Here is a 16,048-nt window from a genome sequence, read left to right on the forward strand (position 1 = left end):
TGTATTCCGTAGAATACGTTTTTGCCTCATCGTTCAGTTTTCAAAGTTCGTCCGCGCCTGTTTTGGCGACTCAATTAGAATACCAAGTCTGAAACAAGAAGTCAACAACTTTTTTGAAATTGTTTTTTTTCGTTTGTTTCAAACGCTTGTCGTTGTTAAGGACATGTAATAATATATCATGCGTTTTATTATTGCGCAACACTTATTTTAAATTATTTTTAAAATCATGAGTAAGCCTCTTAAACCCTATAACAACGTCTTAAGAGGCTGCTCATTTTTACCATCAATCCATTAACTGAATAATACTATGTTGCCGTTCTTCCATTAAATCAATAATCGTCATCCGTCCTTGTTCTTCGTAGGAAATAACAGGTCGATCAAAAATCGGATTCTTTCGAACGATTGTTGCAATCTTCCCATTACTCATTAACACACGATCTCCGACTTCTATTGGTAGAAGTAACTGCCCGAGCAATAAGACATACTTCGAACAATATTGCATCGGTCGTGCTTTTAAGTGACGGTATGCGTCAAACGGTGTATAAGCTTCTCGGTACGGACGCCAGCTCGTCATCGCAGCAAAAACATCTGCGACAATAAAAAGTCGACTATGATCCGTAATCTTATCTCCTTTTACCTTTAAAGGATAACCGGTCCCATCTAAACGTTCATGATGTTGAACAATCAAACGATTAACCGTATCGGAGATGATCGTCTCCTTTTGCAATGCTTGATATGCCATTGCCGGGTGACGTTGAAAAATTTCTTGTTGCATTGCTTCATATCGTTTCGTGTGACGCCACTCCATGATCCGCGCTAGTCCGTAATCGGCAAAATAGGATGCCGTCCATAGCTCATGAATCATTTTCCGGTCTTTTCCGACTGCTTCAGCAAGCATTTGTGCAACGGCCCCTCGATAAATGGCATGTCGAACTGTATAAGCTTCTGTTCCACGCTCGAGGAAGAATGGTAAGACATCCTTTCTCGTAATTCGTTCTGGAACAGATTGTTTGACCCAGCTCAACGCGTCATACACATTCGGCTTCATTCCTTGTTCCCATGACATGAAGACTTTATTGTAAGAGCGAATGAATTCTTCAAAAGGGTGTTCCGTGTGGGCTTCAACTGTTTCTACCTGCACCTCTTCACCTTCTACAAGATCTGGTCGATCCTCAATGACGACTTCCTTGATCAAAAAACGTTGAATGCGTCGTAACTCATCGTTTCCTATTTTCTTTCCTGCTTCTACGATCGGATGATCCGTATGTAAATAGATGGATTCAGTCAAACGATCCCCGATGCGTAACTGGTTACTCGCTACTCGCATATCGCTTCGTTCCTTTCTCTTCTTTCTATATATGTAGATAAAAACAGCAGAGTGGCATCACTCTGCTGTTACAGTACTAACATCTTGCTTACTCTTCAGTCTCTTCTGAAGCATCCGATACGACTTCGTTCTCTTCTGATACGATGTCTGCATCGTCTTCCATCTCATCGGTCTCTTCTCGTTTTAGTTTTGCAACCGTTGCCACACGGTCACCTTCTTCAATTCGAATGACCTTCACCCCTTGGGTATTCCGACCGACACGTGAAATGTATTGCGAGTCTGTCCGAATGACGATACCGCTCTCTGTCATGATCATGATATCATCGTCGACATCAACGATTCGCATGGCAACGATTTGACCGACACGCTCCGTCACCTTACTCGCGATCAATCCTTTACCACCACGAGACTGGCTACGGAACTCTGTCATCGGAGTTCGTTTACCGAATCCTTTTTCGGTAATGACAAGAACATCTTGTGCATCACGTGCGAGTTCCATCCCGACGACAAAATCGTCTGGGCGTAACGTCATCGCTTTGACACCACGAGCTCCACGTCCCATCGAGCGGACATTCGTGATTGGGAAACGAATCGCTTTCCCGCTTGTCGAAACAGCAAAGACTTCATCATCCGTCGATGCAAGACGAACCGATGTCAACTCGTCGTCTTCAAACAACCGAATCGCAATCAAACCATTTTTATTGATCCGTGCGTAAGCAGACAACGGTGAACGTTTTACACGTCCTTTACGTGTCATGAAGATCAATGATTTTTGCTCATCTTGAACGACTTCTTCCGTTTCGAGCGCTTCTTCCGTCTCTTCAATTTCCCCTTCAATCACCTCGACAGGTGCTTCAGCAGCTTGTTGCTCTTCGAGGTAACGCTTGAAGTTGACCGGAATCATCGTCTCGACCTTTTCATCGCGTTCAATTTGGATGAGGTTGATGATCGGTACACCTTTTGATGTCCGGCTCATCTCTGGTACTTCATATCCACGAATCCGGTAGACTTTCCCACGGTTCGTAAAGAATAGGATCGTATCGTGTGTCGAACAAGACAAGAGACGCGTGACGTAATCCTCATCGTTCGTTCCGATCCCTTGAACGCCACGTCCACCGCGACGTTGTGTCCGGTACGAATCCGTCGTCATCCGTTTGATGTAGCCACTGCTTGTCAACGTGATGATGATATCCTGTTCCGGAATCAAGTCTTCATCTTCGAATTCGATATGATCCATCCGGATTTCTGTCCGACGTTCGTCGTTGAAACGTTCCTTCAACTCCTCAAGTTCTGTCCGGATCAAATCAAGCAAAACTTCCTCACTCGCAAGGATGCGGTTGAGTTCCGCGATCAATTGCATGATTTCGTCATATTCTGCTTCAATCTTCTCACGTTCAAGACCTGTCAGGCGTTGTAGACGCATATCGAGAATCGCTTGTGATTGTTTCTCAGATAATGCAAAACGCTCCATCAACTGTTCCCGTGCTGCGTCCGCTGTTCGGTTACCGCGGATGATTTGAATGACTTCATCCAAATGATCGAGTGCAATCCGTAGACCAGCGAGTAAATGCTCACGTGCTTCAGCTTTTTCGAGATCGAACTGTGTCCGACGACGGACGATTTCTTTTTGATGCTCGAGGTAATGATAGAGCATTTCCTTGAGCGTCAATGTTTTCGGACGTCCGCCAACGATCGCTAGCATGTTGACACCAAATGTCGTTTGCATCGATGTCTGCTTGTACAAGTTGTTTAAAATAACACTTGCATTCGCATCACGACGAATTTCCATGACAACTCGCATACCACGGCGATCTGACTCATCGCGTAAATCCGTGATCCCTTCGATCTTTTTCTCACGGACGAGATCGGCAATCTTTTCAACGAGACGCGCTTTGTTGACTTGGTAAGGCAGCTCCGTCACGATGATTCGTTCGCGATCTTTTTTCGTCTGTTCGATTTCAGCTTTCGCACGAACGATGATCGAACCACGTCCAGTTTCGTAGGCACGGCGAATTCCGCTTCGTCCAAGAATCTCACCAGCTGTCGGGAAATCGGGTCCCGGAATGTGCTGCATTAATTCTTGAATCGTGATTTCTGGATCGTGAGACAGTGCTAGAACACCATCGATCACTTCACCAAGCTGATGCGGTGGAATGTTCGTTGCCATCCCGACCGCGATCCCGCTCGAACCGTTGACGAGTAAGTTCGGGAAACGTGACGGTAAGACTTCTGGTTCTCTTTCCGAACCATCGTAGTTATCTTTGAAATCAACTGTGTTTTTATTGATATCGCGGACGATTTCCATTGCGATTTTTGACATACGGGCTTCCGTATATCGCATTGCAGCCGCTGAGTCACCATCGACAGAACCAAAGTTTCCGTGTCCATCGACAAGTTCATAGCGGTAACTGAAGTCTTGCGCCATACGGACCATCGTGTCATACACAGCAGAATCCCCGTGTGGGTGATACTTACCGATGACTTCCCCGACGATACGGGCAGACTTTTTATGTGGTTTATCGGCACGAATACCGAGATCGTTCATCGCATAGAGAATCCGGCGGTGTCCGGGTTTTAAGCCGTCCCGTACGTCCGGAAGAGCACGTGCGACGATGACGCTCATCGCGTAGTCCATGAAGGACGTACGCATCTCTTGACTGATATTAATATCCTTGATGATTCCGTGATTTTGTTCGGACATGCTTCTGGCCACCCTCTCTGTTCAGCGTTAAATATCCAGGTTCTTGACGTAATGTGCGTGTGATTGAATGAAGTCGCGTCGTGGTTCGACTTGATCTCCCATCAAGATATCAAAGACTTCATCTGCTTCGATTGCATCTTGAAGCTCGACACGCAACATTTGACGACCACTTGGATCCATCGTTGTTTCCCAGAGTTGCTCTGGATCCATCTCTCCAAGACCTTTATAGCGCTGAATGTCGTACCGTGCGTTTTCAGGAAGTGCTGCAAGCGCCTCTGTCAATTCGCGTTCGTTATGCACATACGTGATGTTTTTCCCTTGCTTGATACCGTATAGCGGTGGCTGAGCGATATAGACATAGCCATGCTCGACAAGCGGACGCATGTAACGGTAGAAGAACGTCAACAAGAGTGTCCGGATGTGGGCACCATCGACGTCGGCATCGGTCATGATGATGACTTTATGATAGCGCGCTTTTTCGATGTTGAACTCAGAACCAATACTTGTTCCGAGTGCTGTAATGATCGTTCGGATCTCATTGCTTCCGAGAATCTTATCAAGACGTGCTTTCTCAACGTTCAAGATTTTACCGCGAATCGGTAAGATGGCTTGGAAATGACGATCACGTCCGGATTTTGCAGAACCACCCGCTGAGTCACCCTCAACAATGTACAGTTCAGAAATCGACGCATCACGTGACGAACAGTCCGCAAGTTTACCTGGTAGTGAGCTGACTTCAAGAACACCTTTACGCCGTGTTAGTTCACGTGCTCGTTTTGCTGCCATACGAGCGCGCGACGCCATCATTCCTTTTTCGACGATTGCTCGTGCGTTCGTCGGATTTTCAAGCATGAACTGTTCAAACGCACCAGAGAAGAGTGAATCCGTCACTGTACGTGCGTCAGAGTTACCGAGTTTCGTTTTTGTCTGTCCTTCGAACTGTGGGTTCGGGTGTTTGACGGAAACGATTGCGGTCATTCCTTCACGCACGTCTTCACCAGATAACGTACCGTCTGCATCCTTCATCAGACCAAACTTCTTCGCATAGTCATTGATGACGCGTGTCAGAGCCGTCTTGAAGCCTGTCTCGTGCGTACCACCCTCATGCGTCGGGATGTTGTTCGTGAACGAGTAGATGTTTGACGCAAATCCGTCGTTATACTGCAATGCGACTTCGACTTCAATGCCATCTTTTGTTCCGTGTACATAGACTGGTTCCGCGTGAACGACTTCTTTCGAACGGTTCAAATGTTCGACGTAAGATTTAATCCCACCTTCGTAGTGGAAACTACGCGTCATCGGCTCATCCGCACGATCGTCTGCGATGATGATCTTCAAGCCTTTGTTCAAGAAAGCAAGTTCACGAAGACGTGTCGCGAGTAAATCATAGTCATACTCGAGCGTCTCTTGGAAAATTTCAGCGTCTGGGAAGAAACGAATCGTCGTTCCTGTCTCTTCTGATGTTCCAATCACTTCGAGGTCTTGCGCTGGTACACCGCGATGATACGCTTGGTAATACAGCTTTTCATTCCGTTTGACGAATACTTCGAGTTTCGTCGACAATGCGTTAACGACCGAAGCCCCAACACCGTGTAGTCCACCCGATACTTTATATCCACCGCCACCGAACTTACCACCGGCGTGAAGGACTGTCAGGATGACCTCAACGGCTGGACGCCCCATCTTTTCTTGAATGTCGACTGGAATACCGCGTCCGTTATCTTCGACTAAGATCGAGTTCCCTGGTTCGATCGTGACCTTAATCGTGTCACAGTAACCAGCGAGCGCCTCATCGATCGAGTTATCAACAATCTCCCATACGAGGTGGTGGAGACCTTTTGATGCCGTCGAACCGATATACATCCCTGGACGTTTACGTACTGCTTCTAATCCTTCAAGTACTTGAATCTGATCGGCACCGTACCCTTGTTCCAATTCCATATCTTCATGATTACTCATCGGTTTTCTCACCTACTGTTTCTTTATATGATGTCTCTTCCAAATCGACCGTCCCTTGTTTCACGTGGAACAACTTCGCTTGGTTGATCGTTTCATGCGCAATCCCATCGACGCTTGTCGTCGTTAGAATCGTCTGGACCTTTTGTTGCATCGTATCGAGCAAATGTGTCTGACGATGATCATCAAGCTCGGATAAGACATCGTCGAGTAGAAGAAGCGGATATTCCCCCACTTCCTCATGAATCAATTCGATCTCCGCAAGCTTTAAAGACAGGGCTGCTGTTCGTTGTTGTCCTTGTGAACCATACGTTTGGACGTTTCGTCCATTGACTTCCATCTCAAAGTCATCGCGATGTGGTCCAAACAACGTAACCCCTCTTCGGATTTCATTTTCTTTTATTTTACCAAACTTCCGCGTGTAGGACGCAGTCATTCCTTCGACATCGAGTAATTCGTCGCCGAATGTGTCCGAACGATAGATGAGCGCGAGTTCTTCCTGTCCCCGACTGATTCCGTCATGAATCGGTCGTGCCCACTTTTCGAGCTGGGCCATGAAATGATGGCGGCGCTGAACGATTTTAACGGCTAGCGTAATCATCTGCTCCGTCAAGATATCAAGAAAGGTCTCGTCTCCTCCCTTCATGGACAGTTGTTTCAGTAGCGCATTCCGCTGCTTCAACACTTTTAGATACTGGCTCAATTCATGCAGATAGACCGGACTGACTTGACCGATCTCCATATCGAGAAATCGTCGGCGGACTTGTGGACTGCCTTTGACGATATGCAAATCTTCCGGGGCGAATAAAACGATGTTCAGTGCCCCGACGTAATCACTTAAGCGCCGTTGCTCTAGATGATTCAGCTTTGCTTTTTTCCCGCGACCCGAGATGACGATTTCTTGGACATGGGAACCCGTCCGTTTGACGACACGTCCTTCGACGCGCGCCGTTTCCTGATCCCAACCAATCAGTTCCTTATCATGCGTCGTCCGATGCGACTTCGCGAGAGCGAGAACATAGATCGCTTCCAATAAGTTCGTCTTCCCTTGTGCATTTTCACCAATCAGGACATTCGTTTTTTCGGAGAATGACAGTTCGAGTGCGTCATAGTTGCGATAATGACTGAGTCGGACTGAATCCAGCCGCACGTTAGTTGCCCTCGTTCTTGATGATGAACTGACCGTAGTCTTCTACATCAATGATATCTCCATCCCGTAATTTACGACCACGTCGCTGATCGACTTCGCCGTTGACTAGAATTGGCACCTCTGCTAAAAATGGTTTGGCTTGTCCTCCGCTTGAGATGATATCCGATAGCTTCAAGAACTGCCCTAACGTGACATATTCCGTTGTAATTCTGATTTCTTGCATGGATTGACTCCTCCTACCTACATATTATAAATGACGTACTCTTTATTGTACTAAACATTGGACGATTTAGCAAAATCCCCGAACGTATATACGGTATACGAAAAAGACGGATCCGATGTCGAAACAATCGAACCCGTCTTGTCGTGTGTTTTATGTTGATGCTTACGCTGTTCGGACTGGAAGAATCAGTTGCAGAACGTTGTCTTGATCGACTGGGTGCAAGATGAACGGACGAATCGAACCCGTAAACTGGATTTCGATATCAGTTGCGTCAAGTGCTTTCAAGGCGTCCATCATGTACTTCGAGTTGAACGAGATTTTGAGCTCTTCTCCTTCAAGTGAAAGGATGCTGACTTGCTCCGAGACTTTCCCGACCTCTGGTGAATGGGAAGAGATCTCGACAGCTGTCGTTCCTTCAGCAGCGAACTTGATGACGTTGTTACGGTCCTCGCGTGCAAGAAGTGACGCACGATCAATTGCTTGGAGCAATTCTTTTGCGTTCATCCGGACGGCTGTCCGGTACTCTTCTGGAATCAAACGTGATGTATCTGGATAATTTCCGTCAAGTAGACGCGAGAAGAATAGAACATGCTTCATCTTAAACAGAATCTGTTGGTTCGTGATCGTGATATCCACATGACCATCCCCAAGCAACTTCGATAATTCGTTTAGGCTCTTTCCTGGAACGATGACGTTCTGGAACGAGATGTCCGTATCTGTCTCGAACTGAGCACGACGGAGGGCGAGACGGTGGCTATCTGTTGAAACACACGTCAAGATGCCTTTATCGGCTGAGAAGTTCACACCTGTTAGAACAGGACGTGTTTCTTGAACAGCGACGGCAAAACTCGTTTGGCGGATCATCGAACGTAAGAGATCAGCCGGTAAACGGAAACGTTGTCCCCCATCTACTTGTGGAAGACGTGGGAATTCATCTGGATCAAGACCGTTTAAATGGAATTCTGCAGTTCCTGACTGAATCCGTGTCATGAAGTTTGGTGAGACTTCGAGTGTCACTTCGTCTTTTGGCATCTTTTTGACGATATCGCCGAAGAAGCGAGCATTCAAGACGACACTACCAGCACGGTGGACCGTGACGTAAGACGTTCCGTTCTCTTCTGCATAGATTGTCCGTTCAATCGAGATTTCTGTATCGCTTCCTGTCAGCGTCATGCCATCTCCATGAGCTTCAAGTTTGATCCCTGTCAGAATCGGAATCGTTGTGCGGGATGAGACCGCTTTGGCTACATCTTGTACTGCTTGAATTAAAGCTTCGCGTTGAATGGTGATATGCATATCGTCGTTAGACTCCTCTCGAAAATAATGGGCATGCGCCCATCATAACATAATAATATATTTTTTTAATAATAGTCTTAGGGGCTGTGGATAGTGTGGATAAGTCGGTGGATAACTTGATATAAAGCCAAAAAAGGTGTGGATAAGTTGTGGATAACTACCCTACTTTATCCACATGTTTATCCACAGTTTTACGAATGCTTCAATTCATGTTTGATTTGTTCGATGACTTTTCCCGTTTCCCCGTCCGATTTGATCAACATACTAATCTTTTCATGGGCATGGATGACCGTCGTATGATCTCGCCCCCCGAATTCTTCCCCAATCTTCGGTAAAGAGCTCTCTGTCATCTCACGCGAGAGATACATTGCAATTTGACGAGGAAAAGCAATCGATTTTGTCCGTTTTTTCGCCTTAAGGTCATCAAAGGGCAAATTAAAGTGCTTACTGACCGATTCCTGGATGTCGCGAATCGTGACTTTACGCGGTTCAGCGACTGGCATGATGTTATGCAAGGCTTCCGCAGCGACATTTGGGTCGATTGGTCGTCCGACGAGATTCGCATAGGCAATGACGCGGGTCAATGCCCCTTCAAGCTCACGAATATTCGTATCAATCTGACTCGCGATGTAAAGCATGACTTCATTTGAGACATCAAGTTGCTCAGCATTCGCCTTTTTACGTAAAATCGCGATTCGCGTCTCGAGATCCGGTGGCGTGATATCTGTGATCAGTCCCCACTCAAAACGTGACCGAAGCCGATCTTCAAGCGTTGGAATCTCTTTTGGTGGTCGATCGCTTGAAATGATGATTTGTTTTTGGTCGTTATGCAGTGCATTGAATGTGTGGAAAAATTCTTCTTGCGTCTGTTCTTTGCCCGCAAGGAACTGGATGTCATCAATTAAGAGGACATCGATGTTACGGTATTTATTTCGAAACTCAACCGTCTTATTATCGCGGATTGAGTTAATGAAGTCATTCGTAAAGCGTTCAGAAGAGACATAGGCAATTCGTGTCCCTAGATTTTGATCTTGAACGTACTGTCCGATGGCATGCATCAAATGGGTTTTGCCAAGACCAACGCCACCATAGATGAAAAGCGGATTATATGCTTTAGCAGGTGCTTCTGCAACAGCCAGTGAAGCGGCATGTGCAAAACGATTACCCGATCCGATGACGAATGTATCGAACGTGTACTTCTCATTTAATTGTCCGAGTTCACTCATCGTCAGCTCATCTGTTGGTCTGCGCATGTTCGATGGACGCGATTTTGGAGCCGGTGTTGCCTCAATCCGTTCCTCTTCTTGTCGATCAAGCATTTTCTTCGCTTGTCCCTCTTCAATGAACTGAATATCGAGTCGGCTTCCTGTTACTTCCTCAACTGTGTCTTCGAGTAAAGATAAGTACTGGCGCTCGAGCCATGTCACCGTGAATGCAGCTGGTGCTGAAACGAGTAGTGTCGTGCCATTTAGCGTGACGCCTTCTGTGGATTTCAACCACATATCATAACTAGCTTTCGGTGTTCGTTCCTCTTCCTCGATCACAGATAAGACATTATGCCAAAGTTCGGCAGCGTTTTTCATAAATACCCCCCTTTTTTTATCAAGATAGAAAATTTTTGTACACAGGCTTATACACAGACAAGGTTAATGAAGAAACTCGACTTATCCCCATAACGTAAAAACTGTGGATAACGTTATCCACAGGCAGTTGAATCTGTGTATAAAGTTATCCACAGGGTGTGTATAACTTGTTTTGTCCTGAACGATCAGGATCATGTTATGCACAATTAGTGTATCAAAAGAAATGAGCCCTGGCAATGGTTGGAATGATTTATCCACAAGTAAATTAAACCGTCCACAGGTAGTTACCCACAAGCTGTGGATAGTGTGGATAAATTGTGGATAAGAGGTGGATAACTTTTCGAAAGAGGAAGCGTTGAAAAAGAGTTATTCACAAAATGCAAAAGAAGTCGAAAAAGGGAATCCAAAATCGAGGATTGACGTTGATTTTAAAAAATACTATTGTAGACAAAGTGAAGAGTTATCCACGGAAAGTGTGGATAATGTGGATAAGTCTGTGGATAGGTGGATAAGTCTACAAGTTACCCTTTCATGATCCAATTGCATTCTATCGCGTAATAAAGTTTACGCAGTGGAATCCTATCGCCTGTTTTTGAATCAATCCTCCCTTGAGCAGGACAAGAAATCTTCTCAACTTTCATTGACAATGCCACAATCAGTTTATATAATGTACAAGACTGCCTTAAAGTAGAAAATAACAATTGGTTATAAAGATCTTTTAAAGGAGGTGCAGACGAATGAAACCAACTTTCAACCCAAACAACCGTAAGCGTAAAAAAGTTCACGGATTCCGTGCGCGTATGGCTACGAAGAGTGGCCGCCGTATCTTGGCTGCTCGCCGTCTTAAGGGCCGCAAAGCCTTGACTGTCTAATGCATTGATGCATCCATCACTTCGGGCATGATCCGAGGTGATTTTTTTTTATGTTTTTTCGTGTGTTCGTGCTTTTGTCACATGCGCCCTATCGCGCCGCATGTTTATTCTATGATATGATGAGAGACGACGAATTTTCGTAGTGTCAGGATGGAGTGTGAATAAGGTGAAGAAGGAATACCGCGTTAAGAAAGACAAGGAGTTCCAAGCGGTGTTTACTAAAGGAGCCTCTGTCGCAAATCGGCAATTTGTCGTGTATGCCTTGAAAAAGGAGCAACAGGCTCACTTTCGGGTTGGTTTATCCGTCAGCAAGAAAATCGGGAATGCCGTCGTCCGGAATCAGGTGAAACGGTATCTTCGGGAAGCATGCCAGCAGCATGAGGCCTCGATTGCCCCGAATTATGATTTGGTGATCATCGCGCGCAATCCGGCCGCTAAGATGACCGCGCAAGAAGTGGCTGACAGTCTCCGTCACGTCCTTAAACGTTCCGGTGTCTGGATGCGATCAAAAAAATGAATCGTAGCAATGCATCCTGTTGATTTGTACGGCGCTCCCTTTCCTTGCCTTACTATAGAAGAAGATGGCGTTCGACAAAGCGTAAACAATTTCTAGGAGGAATTATGAACAAGAGAACTAAGATTTGGTTAACTCTCGGACTCATGTCCGTGCTCGCAATCGTATTATCCGGTTGTACACCTAGCACATACGGAACTGGTGAACCGATCACAGCAGATACAGAAGGTTTTTGGAAACATTACTTCGTTTGGCCAATGGCGTGGTTGATTCGTGAGATTTCACAGTTCTTTAGCGGTGATTACGGAATTGGAATCATCATCACAACACTTCTCGTTCGTCTTGTCATCCTTCCATTGATGATTAAACAAACGAAGAGTATGGGTGGGATGCAAGTCATTCAGCCTGAAATGATGAAGCTTCGTGAAAAATACAGCTCAAAAGACCAAGAGACACAACAGAAGTTGCAACAGGAAATGATGAAGCTCTATCAAGAGCATAATGTCAATCCACTTGCAGGCTGTTTACCAATCTTGATCCAAATGCCGATTTTGATTGCATTCTACAACGCGATCATCTATACACCGGCTATTTTCCAACACACATTCCTCTGGTTCGACCTTGGGAAACCGGATCCATTCTTCATTTTGCCAATCATGTCTGCGGTATTGACGTATCTGCAACAAAAGATTTCGATGGCTGGTCAAGAAGACAATCCACAAATGAAAATCATGCTCTATGTTTTCCCGATCATGATCTTCGTCATGGGTGTTACACTCCCATCTGCCCTTTCTCTTTACTGGGTCGTCGGTTACATCTTCTCGATCGTCGTCACGATCGTCATCATGAAACCAATGCGTGAAAAGATTAAGTTGCAGACAGAAGCAACACTTGCAGCGAAACGTGACAAGGAAACGGTACAAGCAGCACCGGCTCCTAAAAAGCCGAAAAAGAAACGCTAATATTTGAAGAGCGACGCTTTGTTTTGACAGAGTGTCGCTCTTTTTCTTTTGCGTCATTTCGTGTATAGTTGTTTCGTTATACCCATTGCAACGATTAAGGATTGAATACTCATAAAAAGACAGAAGAAAAACGAGGTGGAAAAACGGATGATGGAATTTGATACGATTGCCGCGATTTCGACGCCGATGGGAGAAGGGGCGATTGCGATCGTGCGCTTATCAGGTCCTGATGCAGTCGCTGTAGCCGACCGTGTCTATAAAGGGAATAACCGCTTGACGGAAGTACCAACCCATACGATTCATTATGGGAAATTGGTCGACCACGAGGCGGATCGTGTCGTCGATGAAGTAATGGTGAGTGTCATGCGCGCACCAAAGACGTTTACACGTGAAGATGTCATCGAATTGAATTGTCATGGGGGAGTTGTCGCGGTCAATCGTGTCCTCGAACTCATCCTTGCGCAACCGGAAGTCCGGTTAGCGGAACCTGGTGAATTTACGAAACGTGCTTTTCTAAACGGACGAATCGACTTATCGCAGGCGGAAGCCGTCATGGATCTCATCCGGGCGAAGACGGACCGAGCGATGCATGTCGCCGTTAGTCAGATTGAAGGGCGTCTTTCAAAACTCGTCCAAGACTTACGTCAACAATTGCTACAAACGATTGCTGCGATTGAAGTTAACATCGATTACCCTGAATATGATGCAGAAGAGATGACACAACAGATCGTTGAACGCGATGCTGGTGCTGTCCGTGCGATTCTGGCAGAGTTATTAACAACGGCACGCCAAGGAAAAATCTTGCGCGAAGGGTTATCCACAGCGATTATTGGTCGTCCGAACGTCGGAAAATCGTCTTTGCTCAACACATTGGTGCAAGAAGCAAAGGCCATCGTCACCGATATCGCCGGAACGACGCGCGATACGATTGAGGAGTACGTCAATGTTCGCGGTGTACCGCTGAAGTTGATTGATACGGCAGGGATTCGTGAAACGGAAGATATCGTCGAACGGATGGGTGTTGAAAAGTCACGTCAGGCTTTAAAGACGGCCGATTTGATCTTACTCGTCTTAAACGGAAACGATGTTCTGACGGATGAGGATGTCTTGCTGTTTGAAGCGATCAAAGGAATGAACGCGATCATTATCGTCAACAAGAGTGACCTGACGCAACAGATTGATTTGGCGCGTGTCACGGAGCTTGCTGATGGTCGACCAATCGTTACGACATCCTTGCTCGAAGAAGCAGGAGTCAACGATCTTGAAGCCGCGATTGCGAGTTTATTCTTTGAACAGGGTGTCGAGAGTCAGGATATGACATACGTCTCGAATGCACGACACATCCAGCTGATCAAACGAGCGAGTCAAATGATTGAAGATGCTCTCGGGGCAGCAGAAGCGGCGATGCCGATTGATATGGTACAGATTGATTTACGACGAGCGTGGGATACGCTTGGCGAGATCAATGGTGATACAGCACAGGATAGTTTATTGGATCAGTTGTTTTCGCAGTTCTGTCTCGGGAAATAATCCAAGACAACTGCGTGTGGAATAAGAAGGAGGAACCAGTACTATGGCTTATCAAGCAGGTGAATTCGACGTTATCGTCGTCGGAGCCGGACATGCCGGCATCGAAGCCTCTCTTGCTGCGGCACGAATGGGCTCGAAAACGGTCATGTTGACAATGAATCCCGATATGGTCGGATTCATGTATTGCAACCCGTCGATCGGTGGTCCTGCAAAAGGGATCGTCGTCCGGGAAATCGATGCGCTCGGTGGGGAAATGGCACGTGCGATCGATGCAACGTATATTCAAATGAAAATGTTGAACACGTCTAAAGGTCCTGCGGTGCGTGCACTCCGGGCCCAGGCAGATAAATTCGAATACCAAAATCGAATGAAAAAAGCGCTCGAAGATGAACCGAATCTTCTTTTGCGTCAAGCACTCGTCGAGCGGTTATTGATTGATGAAGAAGGACGCTGTGTTGGTGTTGTCACGAACACAGGGGCAGAGTACCGAGCAAAAGCGGTCATCATTACAACAGGAACGTTCATGCGCGGAAAAATCATCATCGGTGAATTGTCGTACGAGAGTGGTCCGAACAATCAAATGCCATCAATTAATCTATCGAAACATCTTGAAGAACTCGGATTTGAGCTCGCACGTTTCAAGACAGGTACACCACCGCGAATCGACGGGAAAACAATTGATTACTCGAAGACGGAGATTCAACCAGGTGACGAAGTAGCACTTCCATTTAGTCATGAAACGACTCAGATGATCACGGAACAGATCCCATGCTGGTTGACGTATACGACGGAGTATACGCATCAATTGATCGATGCGAACCTGCACCGTTCCCCGATGTTCTCTGGGATGATCAAAGGGACAGGTCCACGTTATTGCCCATCGATCGAAGATAAGGTCGTCCGGTTCAACGATAAACCGCGTCACCAAATCTTCCTTGAGCCAGAAGGTCGCGATACGGAAGAAGTCTACGTGCAAGGGTTATCAACAAGCTTGCCGGAAGATGTCCAACACGATATTCTCCGCTCGATTCCAGGGCTTGAGAATTCAGAAATGATGCGTCCTGGTTATGCGATTGAATACGATGCTGTCGTTCCGACACAACTCTGGCCAACGCTTGAGACGAAGCGGGTTCCTGGTTTGTTCACAGCGGGTCAAATCAACGGAACAAGTGGTTATGAGGAAGCTGCGGGACAAGGAATCATGGCAGGGATCAATGCCGGATTACAAGTCCAAGGCAAAGATCCACTTATCTTGTCACGTTCACAAGGCTATATCGGCGTCATGATTGACGATCTCGTCACGAAAGGTACGAACGAACCATACCGTCTCTTGACGTCACGTGCCGAATACCGATTGTTACTCCGTCATGATAATGCGGATCTTCGTCTATCAGAAATCGGACATGAACTCGGATTGATTTCGGACGAGCGCCAAGCGAAGTTGCTTGATAAACAGGAGCAAATCAGTCTTGAGATGAAACGTCTTGAGAAAGTCGTCATCAAAGCGACACCAGATGTGAATGCACAGCTAGAAGCGATTGGTGCGTCACCACTCAAAGAAGCTCTCCATGCCATTACGTTGTTGAAACGTCCAGAAATCACGTACGCGATGATCGCGCAAATGACGCCACCGGAAACACCTCTGTCTGCAGAAGCAGCGGAACAAGTCGAAATCCAAGTCAAATATGCCGGCTACATCGATAAACAACTCGATCAAGTCGAAAAAATGATGCGGATGGAGCAAAAACGGATTCCGGATCGTCTCGATTACGATGCGATCAGCGGATTAGCGATTGAAGCGAAACAAAAACTAAACCAAGTGCGTCCGCTCTCGATCGGACAAGCATCCCGGATCTCAGGGGTTAACCCGTCTGATATCTCGATTCTGCTTGTCTATATCGAGCAAGGCCAATACGCATTGACTGCGGAGTGAA

Annotated in this window: 12 protein-coding genes; 5 read left to right on the forward strand and 7 right to left on the reverse strand. The window is 46.3% G+C overall.

Translation table 11 applies throughout. The features are described 5' to 3' along the window. Positions 1 to 283 precede the first annotated feature (283 nt). The 7 genes from ADM98_RS01585 to dnaA all read right to left on the reverse strand — a co-directional run bounded on the left by ADM98_RS01585 (position 284) and on the right by dnaA (position 10,236). The gene (locus tag ADM98_RS01585) at positions 284 to 1,327 is read right to left on the reverse strand and encodes an HD-GYP domain-containing protein (protein WP_053451958.1); all 1,044 of its coding nucleotides are present in this window, start codon (positions 1,325 to 1,327) and stop codon (positions 284 to 286) included. Between the two features lie 88 nt (positions 1,328 to 1,415). Continuing rightward, on the reverse strand, positions 1,416 to 4,028 hold the full coding sequence (gene gyrA, locus ADM98_RS01590; protein ID WP_053451959.1) for a DNA gyrase subunit A: 2,613 nt from the start codon (positions 4,026 to 4,028) through the stop codon (positions 1,416 to 1,418). A gap of 27 nt (positions 4,029 to 4,055) precedes the next feature. After that, on the reverse strand, positions 4,056 to 5,969 hold the full coding sequence (gene gyrB / locus ADM98_RS01595) for a DNA topoisomerase (ATP-hydrolyzing) subunit B (protein ID WP_200904877.1): 1,914 nt from the start codon (positions 5,967 to 5,969) through the stop codon (positions 4,056 to 4,058). 10 nt (positions 5,970 to 5,979) lie between these two features. Further along, on the reverse strand, positions 5,980 to 7,134 hold the full coding sequence (recF, locus tag ADM98_RS01600; protein WP_023469866.1) for a DNA replication/repair protein RecF: 1,155 nt from the start codon (positions 7,132 to 7,134) through the stop codon (positions 5,980 to 5,982). A gap of 1 nt (position 7,135) precedes the next feature. After that, on the reverse strand, positions 7,136 to 7,357 hold the full coding sequence (gene yaaA, locus ADM98_RS01605) for a S4 domain-containing protein YaaA (RefSeq protein WP_023469865.1): 222 nt from the start codon (positions 7,355 to 7,357) through the stop codon (positions 7,136 to 7,138). A 162-nt stretch (positions 7,358 to 7,519) separates the two neighbouring features. After that, positions 7,520 to 8,653, reverse strand: coding sequence for a DNA polymerase III subunit beta (gene dnaN / locus ADM98_RS01610; RefSeq protein ID WP_023469864.1), 1,134 nt, complete (start codon positions 8,651 to 8,653; stop codon positions 7,520 to 7,522). A 191-nt stretch (positions 8,654 to 8,844) separates the two neighbouring features. After that, a complete protein-coding gene (dnaA, locus tag ADM98_RS01615; RefSeq protein WP_053451961.1) occupies positions 8,845 to 10,236 on the reverse strand; it encodes a chromosomal replication initiator protein DnaA in 1,392 nt (463 codons plus the stop codon). Between the two features lie 737 nt (positions 10,237 to 10,973). Here dnaA and rpmH point away from each other — a divergent pair. The 5 genes from rpmH to mnmG all read left to right on the forward strand — a co-directional run bounded on the left by rpmH (position 10,974) and on the right by mnmG (position 16,047). Continuing rightward, positions 10,974 to 11,108 (forward strand): 50S ribosomal protein L34, encoded by a 135-nt coding sequence (rpmH, locus tag ADM98_RS01620; RefSeq protein WP_012371910.1) that lies wholly within the window; start codon positions 10,974 to 10,976, stop codon positions 11,106 to 11,108. A gap of 166 nt (positions 11,109 to 11,274) precedes the next feature. Continuing rightward, positions 11,275 to 11,625 carry a ribonuclease P protein component gene (rnpA, locus tag ADM98_RS01625; RefSeq protein WP_053451962.1) on the forward strand — a complete coding sequence of 117 codons (351 nt, stop codon included), beginning with the start codon at positions 11,275 to 11,277 and terminating at the stop codon, positions 11,623 to 11,625. A gap of 104 nt (positions 11,626 to 11,729) precedes the next feature. Then, the gene (yidC, locus tag ADM98_RS01630) at positions 11,730 to 12,584 is read left to right on the forward strand and encodes a membrane protein insertase YidC (protein WP_053451963.1); all 855 of its coding nucleotides are present in this window, start codon (positions 11,730 to 11,732) and stop codon (positions 12,582 to 12,584) included. A gap of 147 nt (positions 12,585 to 12,731) precedes the next feature. Beyond that, positions 12,732 to 14,114 carry a tRNA uridine-5-carboxymethylaminomethyl(34) synthesis GTPase MnmE gene (mnmE, locus tag ADM98_RS01635; RefSeq protein WP_053451964.1) on the forward strand — a complete coding sequence of 461 codons (1,383 nt, stop codon included), beginning with the start codon at positions 12,732 to 12,734 and terminating at the stop codon, positions 14,112 to 14,114. Positions 14,115 to 14,157: 43 nt separating this feature from the next. After that, complete coding sequence (gene mnmG / locus ADM98_RS01640) at positions 14,158 to 16,047, forward strand: tRNA uridine-5-carboxymethylaminomethyl(34) synthesis enzyme MnmG (RefSeq protein ID WP_053451965.1); 1,890 nt, start codon at positions 14,158 to 14,160, stop codon at positions 16,045 to 16,047. Position 16,048: the final 1 nt, after the last annotated feature.

Origin of the sequence: Exiguobacterium sp. BMC-KP (assembly GCF_001275385.1) — a bacterium.
Taxonomy (GTDB): domain Bacteria; phylum Bacillota; class Bacilli; order Exiguobacteriales; family Exiguobacteriaceae; genus Exiguobacterium_A.